Genomic DNA, 20,259 nt, shown 5'->3' on the forward strand with positions numbered 1-20,259 from the left:
AACTGCCGTTGATTCAGGTTCACTTGCCGCCGACCGCGAACCGCCCCAGTTCGTGGGCGACCATGCCGTCCAGGTCCTGGGCGGGCGGCACGGGGAGTTCGACGGCGCGCTCCCGACTCGGCAGGAGCACAACTGCCGTACCCGGCGTGGTGACTTCACCGCGCTGGTTCTCGCAGCGCACCTCGATGTGCACTTCGCACCGCCCGTCCACCTGTCGTTTGTCGACCACCGTGCCGCGCACCCAGGTGGTGTCGCCGAGGTAGTTGAACTTGCGGTGTTCGCAGCGGAGTTTCCACAGCCAGCCGTCGTCGCCGATCCAGTCGGTGAGCAGATGACAGAGCCAGGTCTCGCGCATGCCGCCGTAGTCGTAGGGGTTGGGCAGGCCCAGTTCCCGGGCCCGTTCGGGTTCCCAGTGCAGGCGCTGGACGGTGTCCGGGACGCCCAGCCGGTTGGGCGGGTAGAGCCCGGGAGCCTTGCGTCGCACGGCCGCCGCGATACCGAACGCCCCGGGCGGGGTGAGCTGCATGCCCCAGCCCAGGTGCCAGACGACGACGTCCGTGGTGGTCAGCGGGCCCTTCACGCGAGGTTGCAGCACCTCACCGATCTCGACGTCCTCCCAGTGACGGGCTTCGGCACCCCGCCTGGTCTCGGCCGCGTACGCCGCGTCGATCCCGGCGAGTTGGCCGGGTGTGTACGGCGGTTGTTCGAGCGCCTCCTTGGCCCGCTTCTTCGACGTGTGCCGTTCGGCGTTGATCCAGGTGCCACGCCGCAGGGCGTGCATCTCGCCGCGCCCGTTGGCGTAGAGGTAGTCGCGGACGACGTGTGCGGTGCGTCCGCCGAAGCTGCTGCGCTTGAGCCGTACATCGACCTGGGTCTGCAACACCCGGCAGCGGTCGCCCAGTTGAAGGGGTCGCCACCACTCGAACTCCATCACCGCCTGGTAGGAACCGAGACCGGCGAAGGGGTCCCCCCTGAGCAGTGCCTTGGTCTCCGGGTCCGGTGTCGGTGCCGCGTCCTCCCCCATCGTGTAGAGGAAGGTCGGCGGTGCGACGAGGGAGCCCCAGCGGGTCTTCGCCGCGTACTCGGGGTCGCAGTAGAGCGGGTTGGCGTCGCCGTAGCCGTAGGCGAAGTGGCGTGAACCGTCCCAGGTGACTTCGTAGTTGTGGGGTGGGTTGTGCTGCGGCTGGGGTACGCCCAGGCGCTGCCGGGAGCGTTCGACCGCCTCGTCCGTCAGCACGCCGAACCGCTCGACCGTCTTCTCCTCGGTATCACTCACCGATCAACCTCCTTACTGGACACCGCAGTTCCTCCTTCAGGTACTCGGGCCGTGGTGTGCTCGGCGAGCCGCGCCCGTACGAGGTCGAGCAGTTCGACGCGGCTCACCTTGCTCGACGGGGTGCGGGGCAGTGCGTCGAGAACGACGATGTGGGCGGGCACCTCGTACGGGGCGAGGTGGGTGCGGCACAGGGCGTCGAGTTCGGCCGCGTCGGGTGCGGGCCGCCCCGGCTCCAACTCGACGGCCGCGACCGGTACTTCACCGAGCCGTGGATCGGGCAGTCCGGCAACTGCCGCCTCGCGTACGGCCGGATGGGTCTCCAGGACGCGTTTGACCGTCTCCGGCTGGACTTTGAAACCGCCGCGGATGATGGCGTCGTCGGCACGGCCCTCGATCCACACGAACCGGTCGGCGTCGATCCGGGCCAGGTCGCTGGTCCGCACCCAGGTCCGGCCGCCGTGCGTGCTCTGCTCGGTGCGGACCTCAAGCCGTCCGGTGCGGCCGGTCGGCAGCTCGGCGCCGTCCTCGCCGGTGACCCTCAACTCGACGCCGGCGAAGGCGCGTCCGGCACTGCCGGCCTTGCGCTGCCACCAGCGGTCGTGCAACGGCAGGGTCCAGCCGGCGACGGCTCCGGCGAACTCCGTCGCGCCGTAGGTCATCAGGACCGGGATGCCGTACAACCGGTAGAAGGCGTCGGCGAGTTCGGGCGGGCAGGGTGCCGTGCCCGAGGTGACCACCTGGAGGGTGGCGAGGCGTTCCTTCGGTACGTGGGCGTCGAGTACGGCGCGCAGCGCGGCCGGTACCAGGCTCGCCGCGCGCAGTCCGTGGCGTTCGACCGCGCTCACCCAGGGTTCGACGGCGAACCTCGGCATCAGGAGCATGCGGCGTCCGGTGGCGAGGCAGGCCAGCGCCCGCCACAGGCCGCCGATGTGCACGAGCGGTGTGGCCACGAGTGACGCCGACTCCGACAGGAGCCTGCTCGGCTTCGGGGTCTGGCCGCCGGAGACGAGGGCCTGGTCGAGCTGTCCGATGCGGAGGTGGACGCGTTTCGGGGGGCCGGTGGTGCCGGAGGTGAGCATCTCCACGGCGACGCCCGGGCGGGCCGGTGCCTCGGCCGGTGCCGTGCCGCCCGCGGGCCGTAGGGTCCCGTCGGTGGCCAGTTCGAGGGCGGCGCCGTACGTGGTCACGGCGTCGAGGACGCCTTCGCGGGCGAGTACCTCGGCGCCGGACACCACGACCGGTGGCCCGCAGCGGGTGATGTCGGCGGCGAGCCGCGCGGCGGGCTGGAGCGGGCTGAGCATGACCAGGCAACGTCCGGAGGCGATGACCGCGGCGACCGCGGCGACGTGTTCGGGCCGGTTCTCCAGGACGACCCCGACGCGGGCGCCGGTGTGCAGGCCCATCGCGTCGAGCGCCTCGCGGAGTCCCTGCGCGGTCCGCTGGATCTGCCCCCAGGTCCACCAGTTCCGGTCGTACTCGATCGCCTCGGCAGCCGCGGGCGCTTCCGCCAGCAGGCGGGACAGGCGGTCGCGAATTCCCACGTGATCAGCCTTTCGACAGGACGTCGGTCTCAGATTCCGACCAGGTCGGCCAACCGGGCCCGGTGCGTGGCCGGCCCTCCGAACAACTGCTCCGACGACTTGGCGCGCTTCAGATACAGGTGCGCGTCGTGCTCCCACGTGTAGCCGATGCCGCCGTGGATCTGGATGTTCTCCTTGGCCGCGTGGGTGAAGGCGTCCGCGCAGCAGGCCGCGGCGAGCGCGGCGGACACCGGCAGTTCGGACGAGCCCTCGGCGGCCACGGCCGTGGCGTGGTAGGCCGCCGACCGGGCGCCCTCGATCTGGACGAGCAGGTCGGCGCACTTGTGCTTGATCGCCTGGAACGATCCGATCGGCCGCCCGAACTGCACCCGGACCTTCGCGTACGCCACGGCCGCGTCCAGACAGGCCTGTGCGCCGCCGACCTGCTCCGCGGCGAGCGCTACGGCCACGAGGTCGAGCACGGTGCGCAGATACGGCGAGGCGTCGCCGTCCGGGCCGACCCGCCGCGCGGGCGCGCCGTCGAGGTCGACGCGGGCCAGCCGCCGGGTCGGATCAAGGGTCTCCAGCCGCGTCCGGGTCACGCCGGGCGCGTCACCGTCGACGGCGAACAGTCCGGTGCCGGTGTCGGTACGCGCCACGACGAGGATCAGATCGGCGGTGTGACCGTCGACGACGAACATCTTCGTGCCCGACACCGTCCCGTTCCCGACGGACGTCTCGATGTCCTCCAGCCGCCACGAGCCGCTCGCCTCCGCGAGCGCCAGCGTGGCGGTCGTCGAACCGTCGGCGATCGCGGGCAGCCAACGCGCCTTCACCGCCTCGTCGTTGGAGGCCGCGAGGGCCTGTCCGGCGAGTGCCACGGTCGCGAAGTACGGCGACGGCAGCAGCACCCGTCCCGTCTCCTCCAGTACGATCCCCAACTCGACCGGGCCGCCGCCGAATCCGCCGTACTCCTCCGGCAACGCCAGTCCGTGCAGCCCGAGTTGGTCGGCCATCTGCCGCCACAGCAGGGGGTCGTGCCCCTCGTCGGAGTCCATCGCACGGCGCACGGCCGCGCTGGGCGCCTTGTCGGCGAGGAAGCGCCTCAGTGTCGTTCGGAGTTCTTCCTGTTCCTCGGTGAACGTCAGTGCCACGTCGGTGCCTTGGAGCGGAGGTAGGCGTCGAAGTCGGGCATGCGGGTGCGGTCGACGATCTCGATGCGTACGCCGCGCGGGTCGAGGTGGTAGGCGAAGATCGACGGGGAGCCGTCGACGATCGCACAGGCCTCCAATGGAAAGCCTTCCTCCTCCAGTCGTTTGGAGGTCGTCGGCAGGTCGTCGCAGAAGTAGCCGAGGTGATGGGTGGTCAGATGCCCCGAGCGGATCCACGGCGTCCCCGGGATCTCCTGCACGAGTTCGAGGTGCGGGGCGTCCAGCGAGTACGCGAAGCGCAGCGGGAGCACGCGCTCGCCGTCGGCCAGGCGTACGAGGAGGTCGAAGGACTGGGTCTCGGTCCAGCGGTGACCCGCGATCCCGGTGAACCAGGTCTTCCACTCCTCGATGTCCGGGACGACAATTCCCGTGTGGTACAGGTCTGTTGCGTTGAGAGGTGAGGTCATGGCGTCGCTCACCACTCCAGCCGGAGCTGTTTGATGCCGTACATGTTGCCGTGCTGTTCGAGGTCCTGGCCGGGTGTGATCCGGTAGTCGGGGATGCGCCGGTGCCATTCCTCGACGGCCACGTTGAGTTCGAGGCGGGCGAGGTGCGAGCCCAGGCAGCGGTGCGGGCCGGAGCCGAACGCGATGTGGTTGGTGGACTTGCGCCGCAGGTCCACTTCGAGGGGGTGCTCGAAGCGCTCGGGGTCGCGGTTGCTGACCGCGAGCGGGAGCATCACCATCTCCCCCGCCCTGACCGGGCAGCCGCCGATCTCGACGTCCTGGGTCGCCTTGCGGGCGGGCACGACGAACGAGTAGACGCGGAGGATCTCCTCGACCGCCGTCGGGATCAGGGAGGGGTCGTCCACGATCGACCTGCGCTGTTCCGGGTGCGTGGCGAAGTGGTAGAGGGCCCAGCCGATGGAGATCGGGACGGTGTCGAAGCCGGCCTGGAACAGCAGGATGCAGAACGCGTGCATGTCCCGGTCGCTGATCGGCTCGTCGTCGATCGTCCAGGTCATGGCGCGGGACAGCAGGTCGTCACGCGGGGCCTCGCGCCGGACGGCGATCTGTTCCTCGAAGTACTCCGAGACGGCGTTCATCGCCCTCAACTGCCGTTCGCCATCGGGGTCTTCACCGTGGGACAGGTGCAGCAGGTCGTGGATCCAGTCGAGAAACTGCGGGAGATCCTCCTCGGGCAGACCCATCAGGCGCATGAAGATCAGGGTCGGGAAGCGGCGGGCGAACATGTCGAGGACGTCGGCGGAGCCACTGTCCTTGAGCCCGTCGACGAGTCCGGACGCGACCTCCCGGATCTCCGGTTCGCGGGCGGCCACGGTCTTGGGCGAGAAGGCGCTGCCCAACAGCCGCCGCCACGCGGTGTGTTGGGGCGGGTCCAGCATCTCCGGGATCCACAGGAACCTGGGGTCGGGGTCGAGCGCCGTCACGGACGTGTTCGAGAAGGTCCGCCAGTCCTGCAGGGCCTTCTGTACGGACTCGCCCTCGGTGACGACCCAGTACCCACGCGCGATGGTGCTGCGGAATCCGGAATGGGTGCGGGCGATCTCGTCCCAGCGTTCCTGATGGCTGAGGACCGGGCCGCCGAGACGGTTGTCGAAGTGGTACGCGGGGACGCCCTGGTGGGTCCCGTCGGGTTCGAGCGTCGCGCTCATCACGGCTCCTCTCGTACGGAGTTCGGGTCTCGTACGGCGTCCGGCTCCCGGGCGGTGTTCGGGTCTCGTACGGTGCTCATGTCGCCGCGCCGTCGATCTTCAGCGCGATCAGCTCCTCGTCGGAGAGGCCGAGCGAGCGCAGTACCTCGTCGGTGTGTTCCGCGAACTGCGGTGCCCTGGTCAGGTCGGCCGGGGTCTCGTCGAACTGGACGGGGCTGGCGACGAGTTCGCGGTCCACGCCGTCGGCGTCGACGACCGGGGCGATGAGTCCGTTGGCGCGCAGCGAGGGGTCCTGGCCGACCTCCCAGGCGTTCTGCACCGCCGCCCACTGGCCCTCCCCGCGCGAGAGGATCTCGACCCACTCCGCGAAGGGGCGGGACGCGATGAGACCGGCGACGATGTCGGCGGCCTCCGCCGCGTTCGCCATCAACTTCTCGGTGCTGTCGAAGCGTTCGTCGGTGCCCAGGTCCTCGCGGCCGGCGAGCTTGCAGAACTCGGCCCAGTAGCGGCCGGGTTGGAGCATCGACAGTTCGATCCAGCGTCCGTCCGAGGTGAGGTAGGCGCCGATGAGCGGGTTGGTGCGCGATCCGTGCCGGGGCTGGACGTTCGCCGGCAGCGGACCGCCGTTCATGAGCGCCAGGTTGACCGTGAACTGGGTCGCCCAGGCGCCGACGCCGAGCAACGACACGTCCACCACCGAGGGTTCACCTGTCGTCGCGCGGGAGTAGAGGGCGGCGGCGATGCCACCGGCGATCGTCATGCCGCCCATCGAGTCGCCGTAGGCTCCCGCGGGCATCCGGGTCATCCGGTCCGCACCCGGCGGGGTGACACCGGCGGCGCTGCCGCCGCGTGCCCAGAAGGCGGTGCTGTCGTAGCCGCCCTTGGTGGCCTCGTCGCCGTGCGGGCCGAAGCCGCTGCCGCGGACGTAGATGATGTCCGGGTTGATGGCCCGGATGTCCTCGACGTCGATGCGCAGTCTCGTGCGTGCCTCGGGCAGGAAGTTCGTGAGGAACACGTCGCTGGCGCGGACCAGGTCCTCGAACACCGTGCGGGCTGACGGTTTCTCCAGGGCCAGGCCGACGCTGCGTTTGCCCCGGTTGGGGCCCTCGACTATGGGGAAGAACGACGACCCCTTGCTGGCGGCCTCGTAGCCGAGGACCCGGACCAACCCGCGTTGGGCGTCGCCGCGTTCGGCATGCTCGATCTTGATCACATCGGCGCCCCAGTCCGCGAGCACGGCGCCCGCCGCCGGGACGAAGGTGAACTGGGCTACTTCGAGAACGCGTACGCCCTCCATCGGCCTGCGCATCGACCAACTCCTCATACTCATTCCGCCGTCACGCGCTCCGAGTATGGACCGAACCTCGCTAAAAAGTATACTGTTTTGCCGTCACCGACCGACCCGCACCTTCCGGAGGGCCGATGCTGGACTTCTCGATCGAACCCGGATTCCAGGCCAAGCTGGACTGGGCGGCGGCCTTCGTCCGGGAGGAGGTCGAACCGCTCGACCTGCTCTTCCCGCACGGCGGCGACCCGTACGACACGCGCAACGAGAAGGCGCGCGCGATCCTGCGCCCGCTCCAGGACCAGGTACGCGCGCAGGGCCTGTGGGCCTGCCACCTCGGCGCCGAACTCGGCGGCGCGGGCTACGGCCAGGTGAAGCTCGCGTACCTCAACGAGATCCTCGGCCGCTCCTACTGGGCCCCGACGGTCTTCGGCACCGCCGCCCCGGACACCGGCAACGCCGAGATCCTGGCGATGTTCGGCACCGAGGAACAGAAGGCGCGCTACCTGCGGCCGCTGCTCGACGGGGACATCGTCTCCACCTTCTCGATGACGGAACCGCAGGCCGGAGCCGATCCGAAGGAGTTCGTGTGCCGGGCCCGGCGCGAGGGCGACGAGTGGGTGATCGACGGCGAGAAGTGGTTCTCCTCCAACGCCCGGTACGCGGCCTTCCTCATCGTCATGGCCGTCACCGACCCCGAGGCCGCGCCGCACGCCCGCATGTCGATGTTCATCGTCCCGGCCGAGACACCCGGCATCGAGATCAAGCGCAACGTCGGCACGATGGACGAGCGCGACTCCCTCGACGAGGGCATCCACGCCTACATCCGCTACGACCGGGTGCGGGTCCCGCTCGACGCCATGCTCGGCGGCCCCGGCGAGGGTTTCAAGGTCGCCCAGGCCCGGCTGGGCGGGGGCCGGGTGCACCACGCGATGCGGACCGTCGGCAAGTGCACCCGCGCCTTCGACATGATGTGCGAGCGCGCACTGTCGCGGCGGACTCAGGGCACTCTTCTCGCCGAGAAGCAGGCCGTACAGCAGTTCATCGCGGACTCCTGGGTGGAGTTGCAGCAGTTCCGGCTGCTGGTGCTGCACACGGCCTGGATCATCGACACCCAGCCGCACGGCGCGGCCCGCACCCAGATCGCGATGTGCAAGGTCCAGACGGCGAAGGTACTGCACGACGTCGTCCAGCGCGCCCTGCACCTGCACGGCTCGCTCGGCACCACCAACGAACTCCCGCTCGCGAAATGGTGGATGGCCGCACCGAACCTGGCCCTCGCCGACGGCCCGACCGAGGTCCACCGCACCACGATCGCGAAGCAGTTGCTGAAGAACCGCCGGCCGGCCGAGGGGCTGTTCCCCAGCGAGCACATCCCGCCCCGGCTGGAGGCCGCCCGCAAGCGGTACGCGCACATCCTCGACGACGAGAGTCTCTCCGGCCGGGCGGACGCATGAGCGCCGGGCGCGACACCAAGTCCCTTGCTCCGGCCGACCTGTTCGACCTCTGCGGCAAGGTCGCGCTCGTCACCGGCGGCAGCCGCGGCCTGGGTCTCGCGATGGTCCGCGCCTTCGCCACCGCGGGCGCCGACGTCGTGATCGCCAGCCGCAAGCTCGACGCGTGCGAGACAGTGGCGGCCGAGATCCGCGGCCTGGGCCGCCGCGCGCTGCCGGTCGCCGCCCACGTCGGCCACTGGGACGACCTGGCACGTCTCACCGACGCGGCCTACGCGGAGTTCGGCAAGGTCGACGTCCTGGTCAACAACGCCGGCATGTCGCCCCTCGCCCCGTCCTCCGCCGACACCAGCGAGGAACTCTTCGACAAGGTGATCGGCGTCAACTTCAAGGGACCGTTCCGGCTCGCGTCGTTGATCGGCCGCCGGATGGCCGAGGCGGGCGGCGGCTCGATCATCAACGTCTCCTCCTCCGGCGCCCTGATGCCCCAGCCCCGCTTCGGCCCGTACGCCGGCGCCAAGGCCGCGCTCAACGCCCTGACCACGGTCTTCGCCCTGGAGTACGGCCCGGCCGTACGGGTCAACACGATCTCGGCCGGACCGTTCCTGACGGACGTCTCCAAGGCCTGGGCGGAGGAGAAGCGGCTGACGACGCGCAGCGCGATCGGGCGCCCCGGGCAGCCGGAGGAGATCGTCAGTACCGCGCTGTATCTGGCGAGCGACGCGTCCAGCTATACGACGGGGGCACTGATCCGGGTGGACGGCGGGCTGTACTAGCCGAGCAACTCCAGTGCCTCGTCCAGCAGTTCGGGCAGTGCGGGCAGCATCCGCCGGTGCATGGCGTTCAACTGCCCCGACTTCCTGCCCCGCTTGATCAACAGGGCGGTCGCTGCTGACTCCTTGTACTTGGTGAGCGCCTCGAACCACGAGAGATCCCGCAGCGGTTCGCCGCGCAACTCCTCGTAGGCTGCGACGAGTTCGGCTTTGGCGGGCATGCCGGTCGGCTCGTCCGACAGGGCGGCGGGGTGGCGGGCCTCGTCGGTGAAGAAGGTCAGCCAGGTCATGTCGACCCGGGGATCGCCGAGCGACCAGATCTCCCAGTCGATGATCGACGTCACGGAGCCCGCCGCGCACAGGGTGTTGCCGAGCCGGTAGTCGCCGTGGGTGAACACCGGTGTCATCGCGGCGGGCAGGGTGGCGTGCAGTCGGTCCGCGACTGCCTCATGACCGGCGCTCAGGTCGTCGGGGACGGTGCTGAAGGCGCGGGTCCAGCGGTCGATCTCGGCGTCGAGGGTCATGACCGGTTCCGCCGCGAGGGCCGTGCGGAGCGGGTCCACGCGGTGCAGGTCGGCGAGCATCCTGGCCGCGTCCAGGGCGCGGGAGCGTACCTGGCCTGGGGTGAGGGTGCCGCGGGGCACGAGCACGGGTTCCACGCATTCGCCGGGTACGAGCTCCATCGCCACGAAGGGCTGGACCGCCGGGGGCGCCCCCGCGTCGCAGAACAGCACCTTCGGTACCCGTACGCCCGGCTGTCCGGCCAGCGCCGCCATGAGCCGTGCCTGGCGCAGCACGTCCCGGTTGCGGACGGGGGCCAGGCCGGGCGGGGCCACCTTGAGGACGACGCGCTCGTAGCCCGCCGGGACACCCGCCAGGGCCGCGACGTACGTCAGGCTCGACGTGCCGCCGGTGAGCGGTTCGACACCGTCCACCGTGGCTCCGGGTATCCAGCCGCCGACCACGGCAGCCGTACGGTCCGTCAACTCCCGTAGCAATGCAGGGCTGTTGGTGGCGGCGACGCTCATGGCTGCCCCTTCGTCCCGTTCTCGGGTGCGGTCAGTGCCGCCACGATGTCGCGACGTATGAGCTTGCCGGTCACCGTGCGCGGGAGTTCGGTCCAGTACGTGATGCGGTCCGGGGTCCTCGAACCGCGCAGGGTGCCGCGTACGGCCGCGCGCAGCGCCCCGGCGTCGGCCTTCGCGCCGTCACGTGGGACCACGACGGCCTCGATGCGCTGACCCCACTCCTCATCGGGGACGCCGACGACGACGGCGTCGAGCACGTCCGGGTGCCGTAGCAGGACGTCCTCGATCTCGGCGGGCGCGATGTTCTCCGCGCCGCGGATGATCGTGTCGTCGGCTCTGCCCTCGATGTGGACGTAGCCGTCCGCGTCGAGGCGGCCCCGGTCACGGGTGTGGAAGAAGCCCCGCTCGTCGACCGCGGAGCCCTGCCCGGCGTACTCCCCCGAGACCTGCTCGCCGCGCACCCAGATCTCCCCGGTTTCCCCCGCGCCGAGCAACTCCCCGGTCACGTCGCGGACTTCGATCTCGATGCCCGGCACCGGCAATCCGGCCGAGCCGAGCCTGGCGCGTACCAGCGGGTCGTCGCTCGCGACCGCCGCCCGGTGTTCGGCGGGGCCCAGCACCGAGACGGTGGACGAAGTCTCGGTCAGGCCATAGGCGTTGACGAAGTCCACCCCCGGCCAGGTGCGCAGCGCCGTCTCGATCACCCGCACCGGCATCCTGGCGCCACCGTAGGCGAGCGAGCGCAGCGAGGGCACCGAACGGTCCAGCCCCGCCGTGTCCATGATCCGGGCGAGCATGGTCGGCACCACCATCGCGTGGGTGATCCGCTGCTCCCGCACGAGGGCGAGCCAGCCCTCCGGGGTGAACTGGTCGAGGGTGAGCGTGCGTCGGCCGGCGTAGAGGTTCGTCAGCACATGGGAGACGCCGGCTATGTGGTACGGCGGCACACTCATCAGCGCCGCCTCGGCCGGGTCCGCCGCGGCGAACTCCACCGTGCCGAGCACGTACGACACGAGGTTGTGGTGACGCAGGACCACGCCCTTCGGGGCCGAGGTGGTTCCGCTGGTGTAGATCAGTACGGCGGGGGCGTCGGGCGACGGTGCCGGTTCGACATCGCCGTCGGCGTCGGCGTGCGCGGCGGCCTCGGTGAGCCATTCGGCCGGGCTGCGGACCGGTAGTCCGGCTCGACGCAGGGCCGCGTCCTGGTCGGGGGTGGCGATGGCCAGCGCGTGCGGGTGGTTGGCGAGCAGGACGTCCAACTGCTCTTCGCCCAGGCGATAGTTGACCGGGACCAGTGGAACGCCGGCGCGGGCCGCGGCGAACTGGGCGACGGCGAAGGCGGGGCCGTTCGTGGCCAGGTACACGATCGCGTCGGCGTCGGCCGCACGGACCAACAAGGCGCCGCCGACGGCCAGTTCGCGCAGCCGTACGGGAGTGAGCCCGTCCTGTGCGCGGCCGATCACCACCCGGTCACTGAAGCCCTCGGCGGCCATGTCCAGGATCATCGAGACGTTCATCGGCGTACTTCCCGCTTCCCGTTTCTCAGTCCGAGGCCGGGAGCGGCTTGGCGCTCTTCACCGGCAGGGGAACGCCGTTCACCACGAGCGTGCCCTGTCCCTGTTTCGTGCAGAGCAGTTCGAGGCCCAGGTCCTCGTCGGCGTAGCGCTTGCCGAGCAGGGAACCGCCCATGAGGTCGGGGTCGGCGGTGCCGGTGACGGCCCCTGGTGCGGTCCCCTCGATCATCGCGGCGCCGCCGCAGGTGATGTCCAACTCGCCATCAGGACACCGGACGACGATCACCGCCGTGGTGTCCACCGTGCTGGCGAGCATCTGTCCCACTCGTGGCCTCATCGCAGGTTCCTCCGCGGATCTTGTTTCCGTTCCGGGCGCCCAAAGACCAGAAAAAAGTATACTACTTACCTCGATCACGTCGAGATGAGGAACGGAGTCGGCGGATGGAACTCAAGACCGTCCTGTTCGAGGTGGCCGACCACGTCGCCACCATCACCCTGAACCGGCCGCAGGCCATGAACAGCTTCAACCAGCCGATGCTGGAGGACTTCTCCGCGATCTGGGACAGGGTGAAGGCCGACGACGACGTGCATGTCGTCGTGTTGCGCGGGTCGGGCGAGCGCGCGTTCAGCACGGGCATGGACGTGAAGGAGGGCATCGACCGGCATCCGAACGTGTGGTCGCAGACCGACCCCGGGGAGTTCCTGTCGCCGAAGCTGAACCAGGTGTGGAAACCCCTGGTCTGCGCGGTGCACGGGATGGCCGCCGGCGGCGCGTTCTACTGGCTCAACGAGGCCGACATCCTGATCTGTTCGGAGGATGCGACCTTCTTCGATCCGCACGTCAGCTATGGACTCACCGCGGCCCTCGAACCGATCGGGCTGGCCCGCCGCATCCCGCTCGGTGAGGCTCTGCGCATCGCGCTGCTCGGCCTGGACGAACGCCTGTCGGCCGCGCGGGCTCTCCAGATCGGCCTGGTCAGCGAGGTGTTGCCGGGCGGGGAACTCTGGGACCGGGCGGACGAGATCGCGCGCGTGATCGCCGCCAAACCGCCGGCCGCGATCCAGGGCACGGTCCGCGCGATCTGGGAGTCCCTGGACGCGACCCGCACCCAGGCGCTGCGCACCGGGCTGTCGTACACCCAGATCGGCAACCCCGTCGGGAAGGCCGAGGTGGACCGCACCTCGGTACCCCGCGGACGGTGGACACTGCGCTGACGCTCCCCTACGCTCCATAAAACAGTATCCTTTATTTCGATGTTCCATGAAGGGCTGGGCCCGATGCGCTTTGGCATGCCCTGGCCGGGCCGTGAAGTGGCACGTGAGGCGGAGGAGGCCGGTGCGGGCGCCTTCTGCGCCGGCGAGTTCGTCGACCACGACGCCTACCTCACCCTCGCCGAGATCGTCGCGAACTCCGAGCACGCCCTGGCGGGGCCCGCCATCGCCTACGCCTTCGCCCGCACCCCGTACGCGCACGCCACCGCGCTGCGCCAGTTGCACGCCCAGGCGCCGGGGCGGCTCTTCCTCGGTCTGGGCAGCGCCGCGTTCCGCATCAACCGCGACTGGCTCGACGTGCCCGCCGACCGACCCGTGGCCCGGATCGCGGAGACCGTCGGCGCCGTGCGCGCCTGGCTGCACGCGGAGAACGGCGAAACGGTCCACTACTCGGGCGAGTTCCACTCGATCGACGCCGACGTCCGCGCCCCCGTGCTCGGCCGGCTCGACATCCCCGTCCTGCTCGCCGCGTTCAACACCCGCATGGCCGCCACGGCGGGCCGGGTCGCCGACGGCGTCATCGGGCACGGGCTGTTCACCGACTCCTGGTGGAACGACGTGGTACGCCCGTCGGTGGAGCACGGCGCGCCGGCGGCGGGCCGGACCGAGCCACCACTGGAGCACGGCTGGGTCATCACGGCGGTCGACGACACCGCCCCCGAACGCGCCGCGGCCGACGCCCGGCGGATGATCGCCTTCTATCTGACGGTGAAGACGTACGACCCGTTCGTCGCCCACCACGGTTGGGAGGGCCCGGTGGCGCAGCTGCGCAAGGCGTTCCGGGCCGGCGACACCGACGCGATGGCCGCCGCCGTCACCGACGAGATGCTGACCGGGATCGCCGTGTGCGGGACGACGGCCGACGCGAAGGACATGCTCGCCCGTCGCGCCGGTTCGCTGCCCCGTGACGTCGGCTATTTCGCGCCCCCGAGTTTCCTGGTGAGCCGGCGGCGCCGGGCCGCGTACGCCCGGGCCTCCCTCGCCCTGATCGGCGAACTGCCCACGCCGTGAGAGAAGCGGCGGGCGACACCCTCGGGCCGCCCGCCGCTGTCATCGCGTTTCAGTACCCTGAAACGCCGTTTCGCCGGTCAGGCGTTCTCGGTGACCGGGGCGAGTTTCCGGCTCTTGTCGAAGTGCACGACGTCGGCGAGGGTGCCGCCCAGGATGGCCGCACGGTCCTCGTCGTTCACACCCTCGAAGTTCTCCGCGATGCACTCCGCGCTGCTGCGGAAGGTGCCCTCCGCGTGCGGGTAGTCATTGCCCCACATCACCGTCGACAGACCGGTGATGTGGCGGGCCTTGACGGCCGTGGGGTCGTCCGCGAACTGCACATGGATCTGCCGCCGGACGTACTCCGTGGGCTTGAGCGGGTAGGGCCACTTGTCGTTGATCGCGAACAGCCGCCCCATGGAGGGCTGTTCGGTCGCCGGACGGTTGTCGTCCCAGAAACCGAGCCACCAGTCGGGGTCCTGGCCGGTCCCCGTCTTCCAGGCCTTGTCCATGTAACCCATGAAGGAGACCAGCCAGCCGGCCGTGTACTCGATCAGATTGAAGTGCAGGTCGGGGAAACGCTCGCACACCCCGCCGCCCACCAGGCTGGCGATGATGCCCTGCGGACCCGCCACGCCGGCGCCCGCCGCGAAGCCCATGGTCCGGCCCGCCACCATGTCGTCCGTCAGATTCCCCTTGCCCATGTTCATGGACGTCATCAGACCCCGGACGGTCTGCGCCGTCCCGGAGACCTCCTGCTTGACCTTCACCCCGCCGGTCGCCACATGGATGAAGACCGGCAGGCCGTGCGCCTGGGCGGCCGCCCAGATCGGGTCGTACTCCCGCGCGTAGTACGGCAGCGGCGGGATCTCCGGCAGCAGGATCGCACCGAGGCCCAGCCCCGCGACCCGCTCGATCTCCGCCACGGCAGCGGGGACGTCCGTGATCGGGATCGCGGCCGTGGGACGCAGCCGGTCCTTGTAGGGGAGGTAGCGCTCGACCAGGTAGTCGTTCCACACGCGCGCGTGCGCCATCGACAGCTCGTGGTCGTCCGTGAACAGGACGAACAGCGAGAGGTTGGGGAACATGACCGAGGCGTCGACGCCGTCGAAGTCCATGTCCCGGATGATGTGGTCGGGATCGCCGTCCGGCGTCTCCCCACCGGTCTGGCGGTACTTGGAGATGGTCCAGCCGTCGAACCCGATGGTGTGGAGCTTCTTGAACTCCGTGTGCCCGCCCGGCACGATCGGCTCGTCGAGGGTGAACTCCTCTTCCCACAGCGCGCGCTCACGCAACTGCCTGGGCAAGCGGGTCTTGAACAGATCGACCGGCTCGATGATGTGCGAATCGCCGGACACGACAAATTCCTTGAACACAGGCGGTACCTCTCTTCGAACTCCGTCGTCCGTAGCCAGAAGGCCGACCCCCAGATATCTGCGAAGTTAGCTGTACCGACCGGTCGAGTCAATAAAAGACGCGCACTCCTGACCCGACCCCCTTAATTCAGTACACTCAACACGGGACACACTGATGAGGAGACGGCACATGACGACGACGTACGCGTTCTCTTCGCGGCTCTACATCGACGGGCGGCACACCGACGGCACCGCGGACGCGCGGATCGTCGTACGCAATCCGGCGACGGAGGAGACCCTCACCGAGGTTCCCGACTCCTCGCTCGCGGATGTGCGACGGGCGGTGGAAGCGGCGCGGCGGGCCTTCGACGAGGGGCCGTGGCCGCGGATGAGGCCCGCCGAGCGGGGCGCGGTCCTGCTGCGCATGGCGGAGGAGCTGGAGCGGCGGCTGCCCGAACTCGTCGCCGTCAACATGGCCGAGGCGGGTTCGGTGCGGGCGCTGGCGGAGACGCTGCAGACCCGGGTTCCGGTGGCACATCTGCGGGACATGGCCGAGCGGGTGATCCCGGCCTTCGCGTGGGAACGCCCGATGGATCCTACGGTCGCGCCGGGCATCGGCATCTCCCAAGGAGTGCTGCGGCGCGAGGCGTTCGGGGTGTGCGCGCTGATCCCGGCATACAACTTCCCGTTCTTCCTCAGCATGATGAAGGTGATCCCCGCGCTCGCCGCGGGCTGCACCGTCGTACTGAAACCGGCGCCCCAGACGCCGCTCGGCTCGCTGCTGCTCGGCGACTTCGCCGACGCGGCCGGGCTGCCGCCGGGCGTGCTGAACATCGTGACCGGCGATGTCGAGGCCGGCCGGGAGCTGACCACCCACCCGATGGTGGACCTCGTCAGCTTCACCGGGTCGGACACGGTGGGCCGCATGGTGTACGCCCAGGCCGCCGCCTCCATGAAGAAGGTCGTCCTGGAACTGGGCGGCAAGTCCGCCAACATCGTCCGCGCCGACGGCGATCTCGACGGTGCCGTCCGCTCCGCGCTCGCGGGCATGACCACCCATGCGGGACAGGGCTGTTCGCTGCTGACGCGCACGCTGGTGCACGAGTCGGTCCACGACGAGCTGGTCGACCGGCTGAGCGCGGCCCTGGCCGATGTCAGGGTCGGCGACCCCGCCGACCCGGCCACCACGATGGGGCCGTTGATCAGCGCGGCCCAGCGGGACAAGGTCGAGAAGCTGATCCAGGTCGGCGAGGAGGAGGGCGCCCGTATCGTCCGCGGCGGCGGGCGCCCGGCCGGTCTCGACAAGGGCTACTTCCTGGAACCCACGCTCCTCGCCGCCGTGGACAACGCGATGACTGTCGCCCGGACGGAGTTCTTCGGGCCGGTCGGCGTCGTCATCCCGTTCCGCACGGACGAGGAGGCGGTGCACATCGCCAACGACAGTCCGTACGGGCTGGGCGGTGCCGTCTGGAGCGCGGACACGGTGGCCGCGTACGACATGGCGACCCGGCTGCGGACCGGCGGTGTCACGATCAACGGCGGCAGCGCGGGGGTGAACCCCCGGGCCGCCTTCGGGGGTTACAAACAGAGTGGACTCGGCCGCGAGTGGGGCGAGTTCGGGCTCGACGAGTATCTGCAGACGAAGACGGTCAGTTGGGCCGCGCGCTGAGTCCCGTCCCGCGTGTCACGCGGTGAGCACCATCGCCGATCCCATCCCGCCACCCGCGCACATGGCCGCGACCGCCGTCCCTCCCCCGCGGCGCCGCAGCTCGTGCGCGAGGGTGACGACCATGCGCGCGCCGGTGGTGGCGATCGGATGTCCGAGGCTGCATCCGCTGCCGAAGGGATTGACCCGCTCCGGGTCGAGGCCCAGTTCCCGGGTGGTGGCGACGGCCACAGCGGCGAACGCCTCGTTGACCTCGAACAGGTCGACGTCCTCGATCCGCAGCCCGGCGCGGTCAAGTGCCTTGCGGATGGCGGCGATCGGGGCCAGTCCCGTCTCGACGGGGTCGACGCCGACGCTCGCCCACGACCGTACGGTGGCGAGCGGCACGAGCCCGTGCTCGGCGGCGACCTCGGCGGAGGCGACGACGACCGCGGCCGAACCGTCGTTCACCCCACTGGAGTTGCCCGCGGTGATGGAGTAGCCATCGATCTCGGGGTGCAGCACCTTCAGCGCCGCGAGCTTCTCGATGCTGGTGTCGCGCCGAGGGTGCTCGTCGGTGTCGAACACGGATTTCGTCCCGTCCCGGCCGGTGATCTCGACCGGGACGATCTCCTCGGCGAACCGTCCCCCGTCGATCGCCCGCACGGCCCGCTGGTGCGAGCGCAGCGCCCAACTGTCCATCTCCTGACGGGAGATGCCGGTCAGCCGGGCCGTGTTCCACCCGACGAGGGTGGCCATGTCGTCGTTGGGCGCCTCACGGGTCGGCACGTGCGAGGGCGACATCCAGGGGTCCTGCCAGTCGTCGGTGCCCGGAATCCGGCGCCGGACCACCGGTGCGGTGGACGAGGACTGTGTTCCGCCCGCGACGACCGCGCGGTCCATTCCGGCGCGTACGCCCGCGGCGGCGGTCGCCACGCTCGACAGTCCCGAGGCGCAGTGCCGGTTGTGCGCGAGGCCCGGCACATGGGTCAGCCCGGCTTCGAGTGCCGCGTAGCGGGCGATGTCCCCGCCACCGGCCAGGGTCTCACCGAGGACGACATCGTCGATCAGGTCGAGGGGCAGTCCCGAGCGTCGCACCGCCTCGCGCACGACGACGGTGGCGAGGTCGAAGGCGCTGGTGTCACGCAGCGTTCCCCTCCGGGCGGTACCGATCGCGGTGCGGCAGGCGGCGAGCAGAACGGCATCAGTCATGCAATTGATGATACTCAACTAGGCAGTCAGCACGGGAGAACCACCGAAAGGCTCCCTAGGATCTCGACCGATCACCTAAAAGAGGATACCTTCTTCATGCCGTGGATCTGTCGTCGATCTACCGTCTGTCTGCCGCGGAACGGGTGGTGGCTGGTGAACTTCGAGCTCAGCGAGGAGCAGGCCATGCTGCGCGGGGCCTCGCGCGACCTGCTGTCCGACCGGGCCCCGATCGCCGTCGTCCGAGCGTCGATGGACAGCTCCGAGGACGTCGACCCCGAGCTCTGGCGGCTGACCTCCGGCCTCGGCTGGCCCGGTCTCGCCCTGCCCGAGGAGTACGGCGGGTCCGGCCAGGGACTGGTCGAACTCGCCCTGGTCGCCGAGGAGATCGGACGCGCGCTCGGCCGGGGCCCGTTCCTGCCGACGGCGGTCGTCGGCCGGGCGATCGCCTACGGCGGTTCCGAGCGGCTGCGCGACGAGGTGCTGCCCGCGCTCGCCGCCGGAGAGGGCTGGGCCACCTGGGCCTTCGCCGAACCGCACGCTGCCTGGACCCTCGACGGGATCCGCGCGACCGCCCGTACGGACGGGAACGGGGCCGTCCTGGACGGCGTGAAGACCGTGGTGCAGGATGCCGGTGGCGCCCGCTGGCTGCTGGTCACCGCGCGCCACGAGGGCGAACCGGCGTCCTTCCTCGTCGACCGCGCGGCCCCCGGTGTCACCGTCCGGCGTCAGCGCGTCCTGGATTCGACCCGCGCGTTCCACGAGGTCCGCCTGGACGCCGTACGCGTGCCGCTCGACGCCCGTCTCGAAGGCGGGCCGGCCGACATCCAGGCCCTGCTCGACGAGGCGTCCGTCCTGCGGTGCGCCGACGCGCTCGGCGTGATGGAGCGGATGCTGGAACTGACCGTCGAACACACCTGCAGCAGGGTGCAGTTCGGGCGGCCGATCGGAACTTTCCAGGCCGTCAAGCACGCCTGCGCCGACATGGCACTGCTCGTGCACGGCACGCGGGCCGCGACGTACTACGCGGCGATGGCCGCCGATGCCGGCACCGACGACGCCGCCCGCGCGGCCTGTGCCGCCGCCTCCTACGCCACGGCCGGTACCGGTGAAGTCGCCGCGCGGGCACTGCAGTTGCACGGCGGCATCGGCTTCACCTGGGAGCACGACCTGCATCTCCACCTGCGCCGGGCCAGGGCCGACCGGGTGCTGTACGGGGACACGGCCGTCCATCGCGACCGGCTCTGCACCCTCCTTCAGGGGTCGTCCGTGTCCGCCTGAACCGAGCGAGAGGCAATCGACCGATGGAGATCAAGGGCAAGAAGGCCGTGGTGTTCGGCGGGGCCTCCGGAATGGGCCGGGCCTGCGCGGAGTTGTTCGCGGCGCGCGGCGCCGAGATCGTCGTACTCGATCGTCCGGCGTCGGCCGGTGCGGAGGTCGCGGCGGCACTGGGCGGGCGTTTCCAGCCGGTCGACGTCACCGACTTCGAGGCGACGGAGAGCGCGCTGGCCGGCGCCGTCGAATCGCTCGGCGGCCTGCACGTCTCGATCACGACCGCGGGCGGCGGTACGGCGAAGCGGACGCTCGGCAGGAACGGGCCGCACGACCTCGACACCTTCCGCCGGATCCTCGACCTCAACACCGTCGCGACCTTCAACATCAGCCGGCTCGCCGCCGCGCACATGAGCCGCAACGAGCCCGAGGAACCGGACGGCGAGCGCGGTGTCATCATCAACACGTCGTCGATCGCCGCCTTCGAGGGGCAGGTCGGCCAGGTCGCCTATGGAGCCGCGAAGGCCGCCGTCGCCGGGATGTGTCTCACCATGGCGCGCGACCTCGGCTCGCTCGGCATCCGCGTCCTGGCCATCGCGCCCAGCCTGTTCGACACGGGCGCCGTCGAGAAGATCCCGGACGAGGTACGGGCTGCCCTGGTCAGGGACGCGGCGTTCCCCAAACGCCTGGGCCGCCCCGAGGAGTACGCCAAGCTCGCGCTCGCCATCGTCGACAACCCGATGCTGAACGGCCAGTGTCTGCGGCTCGACGCGGGACAGCGGTTCGGCCCCAAGTGACCGGTGCGGGGCGCCGGTTGGAACCAGGACGACGACGGGAGCA

At 70.4% G+C, this 20,259-nt stretch carries 18 protein-coding genes; 7 read left to right on the forward strand and 11 right to left on the reverse strand.

All coding sequences use genetic code 11. The features are described 5' to 3' along the window. Positions 1–19: 19 nt before the first annotated feature. From OG504_RS05755 to OG504_RS05780, 6 genes are all read right to left on the reverse strand, one after another. Positions 20–1,276, reverse strand: a complete 1,257-nt coding sequence (locus OG504_RS05755) for a MaoC family dehydratase N-terminal domain-containing protein (protein WP_405988720.1) — start codon at positions 1,274–1,276, stop codon at positions 20–22. Next, a complete protein-coding gene (locus OG504_RS05760; RefSeq protein ID WP_405988721.1) occupies positions 1,273–2,817 on the reverse strand; it encodes a class I adenylate-forming enzyme family protein in 1,545 nt (514 codons plus the stop codon). The genes OG504_RS05755 and OG504_RS05760 overlap by 4 nt, the downstream gene beginning before the upstream one ends. A 29-nt stretch (positions 2,818–2,846) precedes the next feature. Further along, positions 2,847–3,950 carry an acyl-CoA dehydrogenase family protein gene (locus tag OG504_RS05765; protein WP_405988722.1) on the reverse strand — a complete coding sequence of 368 codons (1,104 nt, stop codon included), beginning with the start codon at positions 3,948–3,950 and terminating at the stop codon, positions 2,847–2,849. Beyond that, positions 3,941–4,414, reverse strand: coding sequence for a VOC family protein (locus tag OG504_RS05770; protein WP_405988723.1), 474 nt, complete (start codon positions 4,412–4,414; stop codon positions 3,941–3,943). The genes OG504_RS05765 and OG504_RS05770 overlap by 10 nt, the downstream gene beginning before the upstream one ends. Positions 4,415–4,422: 8 nt before the next feature. After that, positions 4,423–5,622 (reverse strand): cytochrome P450, encoded by a 1,200-nt coding sequence (locus OG504_RS05775; RefSeq protein ID WP_405988724.1) that lies wholly within the window; start codon positions 5,620–5,622, stop codon positions 4,423–4,425. Between the two features lie 76 nt (positions 5,623–5,698). Further along, positions 5,699–6,931 carry a CaiB/BaiF CoA transferase family protein gene (locus OG504_RS05780; protein WP_405988725.1) on the reverse strand — a complete coding sequence of 411 codons (1,233 nt, stop codon included), beginning with the start codon at positions 6,929–6,931 and terminating at the stop codon, positions 5,699–5,701. Positions 6,932–7,044: 113 nt separating this feature from the next. Between OG504_RS05780 and OG504_RS05785 the strand changes: the two genes are divergently transcribed. After that, positions 7,045–8,364 carry an acyl-CoA dehydrogenase family protein gene (locus OG504_RS05785; RefSeq protein WP_405988726.1) on the forward strand — a complete coding sequence of 440 codons (1,320 nt, stop codon included), beginning with the start codon at positions 7,045–7,047 and terminating at the stop codon, positions 8,362–8,364. After that, entirely contained in the window at positions 8,361–9,137 is a 777-nt protein-coding gene (locus OG504_RS05790) for an SDR family NAD(P)-dependent oxidoreductase (RefSeq protein ID WP_405988727.1), read from the forward strand. Before OG504_RS05785 ends, OG504_RS05790 begins: the two co-directional genes overlap by 4 nt. Here OG504_RS05790 and OG504_RS05795 read toward each other — a convergent pair. Genes OG504_RS05795 through OG504_RS05805 form a run of 3 tightly spaced genes read right to left on the reverse strand, consistent with a single transcriptional unit; the run spans position 9,134 to position 12,013 of the window. Further along, positions 9,134–10,162, reverse strand: coding sequence for a phosphotransferase family protein (locus tag OG504_RS05795; protein ID WP_405988728.1), 1,029 nt, complete (start codon positions 10,160–10,162; stop codon positions 9,134–9,136). The genes OG504_RS05790 and OG504_RS05795 overlap by 4 nt on opposite strands. Continuing rightward, a complete protein-coding gene (locus OG504_RS05800; protein WP_405988729.1) occupies positions 10,159–11,679 on the reverse strand; it encodes an ANL family adenylate-forming protein in 1,521 nt (506 codons plus the stop codon). Before OG504_RS05800 ends, OG504_RS05795 begins: the two co-directional genes overlap by 4 nt. A gap of 25 nt (positions 11,680–11,704) precedes the next feature. Further along, positions 11,705–12,013, reverse strand: coding sequence for a hypothetical protein (locus OG504_RS05805; RefSeq protein WP_405988730.1), 309 nt, complete (start codon positions 12,011–12,013; stop codon positions 11,705–11,707). A 104-nt stretch (positions 12,014–12,117) separates the two neighbouring features. Here OG504_RS05805 and OG504_RS05810 point away from each other — a divergent pair, with 104 nt between their 5' ends. Continuing rightward, the gene (locus OG504_RS05810; RefSeq protein WP_405988731.1) at positions 12,118–12,891 is read left to right on the forward strand and encodes an enoyl-CoA hydratase/isomerase family protein; all 774 of its coding nucleotides are present in this window, start codon (positions 12,118–12,120) and stop codon (positions 12,889–12,891) included. Positions 12,892–12,930: 39 nt separating this feature from the next. Beyond that, positions 12,931–13,959: an LLM class flavin-dependent oxidoreductase gene (locus tag OG504_RS05815; RefSeq protein ID WP_405988732.1), complete on the forward strand. Its 1,029-nt coding sequence runs from the start codon at positions 12,931–12,933 to the stop codon at positions 13,957–13,959. A 77-nt stretch (positions 13,960–14,036) separates the two neighbouring features. Here the strand turns inward: OG504_RS05815 and OG504_RS05820 are convergent, their stop codons facing one another. Continuing rightward, the gene (locus tag OG504_RS05820) at positions 14,037–15,296 is read right to left on the reverse strand and encodes an amidohydrolase family protein (protein WP_405988733.1); all 1,260 of its coding nucleotides are present in this window, start codon (positions 15,294–15,296) and stop codon (positions 14,037–14,039) included. Positions 15,297–15,483: 187 nt separating this feature from the next. Here OG504_RS05820 and OG504_RS05825 point away from each other — a divergent pair, with 187 nt between their 5' ends. Continuing rightward, positions 15,484–16,962, forward strand: a complete 1,479-nt coding sequence (locus OG504_RS05825) for an aldehyde dehydrogenase family protein (RefSeq protein WP_405988734.1) — start codon at positions 15,484–15,486, stop codon at positions 16,960–16,962. A 15-nt stretch (positions 16,963–16,977) separates the two neighbouring features. Here OG504_RS05825 and OG504_RS05830 read toward each other — a convergent pair whose 3' ends face one another. Further along, a complete protein-coding gene (locus OG504_RS05830) occupies positions 16,978–18,150 on the reverse strand; it encodes a thiolase family protein (protein WP_405988735.1) in 1,173 nt (390 codons plus the stop codon). Between the two features lie 153 nt (positions 18,151–18,303). Here OG504_RS05830 and OG504_RS05835 point away from each other — a divergent pair, with 153 nt between their 5' ends. Together OG504_RS05835 and OG504_RS05840 are read left to right on the forward strand one after the other, a co-directional pair. Continuing rightward, positions 18,304–19,428, forward strand: a complete 1,125-nt coding sequence (locus tag OG504_RS05835; protein WP_405988736.1) for an acyl-CoA dehydrogenase family protein — start codon at positions 18,304–18,306, stop codon at positions 19,426–19,428. A 23-nt stretch (positions 19,429–19,451) separates the two neighbouring features. Further along, entirely contained in the window at positions 19,452–20,216 is a 765-nt protein-coding gene (locus OG504_RS05840) for an SDR family oxidoreductase (RefSeq protein WP_405988737.1), read from the forward strand. Positions 20,217–20,259 lie beyond the last annotated feature (43 nt).

The sequence above is a fragment of the Streptomyces sp. NBC_00986 genome (genome assembly GCF_045162565.1).
Classification (GTDB): domain Bacteria; phylum Actinomycetota; class Actinomycetes; order Streptomycetales; family Streptomycetaceae; genus Streptomyces.

Coding starts and splice junctions, on each gene's coding strand:
- OG504_RS05825 (WP_405988734.1), top strand. CDS start 15,484: ATGACGACGACGTACGCGTTCTCTTCGCGGCTCTACATCGACGGGCGG.
- OG504_RS05785 (WP_405988726.1), top strand. CDS start 7,045: ATGCTGGACTTCTCGATCGAACCCGGATTCCAGGCCAAGCTGGACTGG.
- OG504_RS05840 (WP_405988737.1), top strand. CDS start 19,452: ATGGAGATCAAGGGCAAGAAGGCCGTGGTGTTCGGCGGGGCCTCCGGA.
- OG504_RS05770 (WP_405988723.1), bottom strand. CDS start 4,414: ATGACCTCACCTCTCAACGCAACAGACCTGTACCACACGGGAATTGTC.
- OG504_RS05775 (WP_405988724.1), bottom strand. CDS start 5,622: ATGAGCGCGACGCTCGAACCCGACGGGACCCACCAGGGCGTCCCCGCG.
- OG504_RS05780 (WP_405988725.1), bottom strand. CDS start 6,931: ATGCGCAGGCCGATGGAGGGCGTACGCGTTCTCGAAGTAGCCCAGTTC.
- OG504_RS05830 (WP_405988735.1), bottom strand. CDS start 18,150: ATGACTGATGCCGTTCTGCTCGCCGCCTGCCGCACCGCGATCGGTACC.
- OG504_RS05800 (WP_405988729.1), bottom strand. CDS start 11,679: ATGAACGTCTCGATGATCCTGGACATGGCCGCCGAGGGCTTCAGTGAC.
- OG504_RS05795 (WP_405988728.1), bottom strand. CDS start 10,162: ATGAGCGTCGCCGCCACCAACAGCCCTGCATTGCTACGGGAGTTGACG.
- OG504_RS05810 (WP_405988731.1), top strand. CDS start 12,118: ATGGAACTCAAGACCGTCCTGTTCGAGGTGGCCGACCACGTCGCCACC.
- OG504_RS05805 (WP_405988730.1), bottom strand. CDS start 12,013: ATGAGGCCACGAGTGGGACAGATGCTCGCCAGCACGGTGGACACCACG.
- OG504_RS05790 (WP_405988727.1), top strand. CDS start 8,361: ATGAGCGCCGGGCGCGACACCAAGTCCCTTGCTCCGGCCGACCTGTTC.
- OG504_RS05815 (WP_405988732.1), top strand. CDS start 12,931: ATGTTCCATGAAGGGCTGGGCCCGATGCGCTTTGGCATGCCCTGGCCG.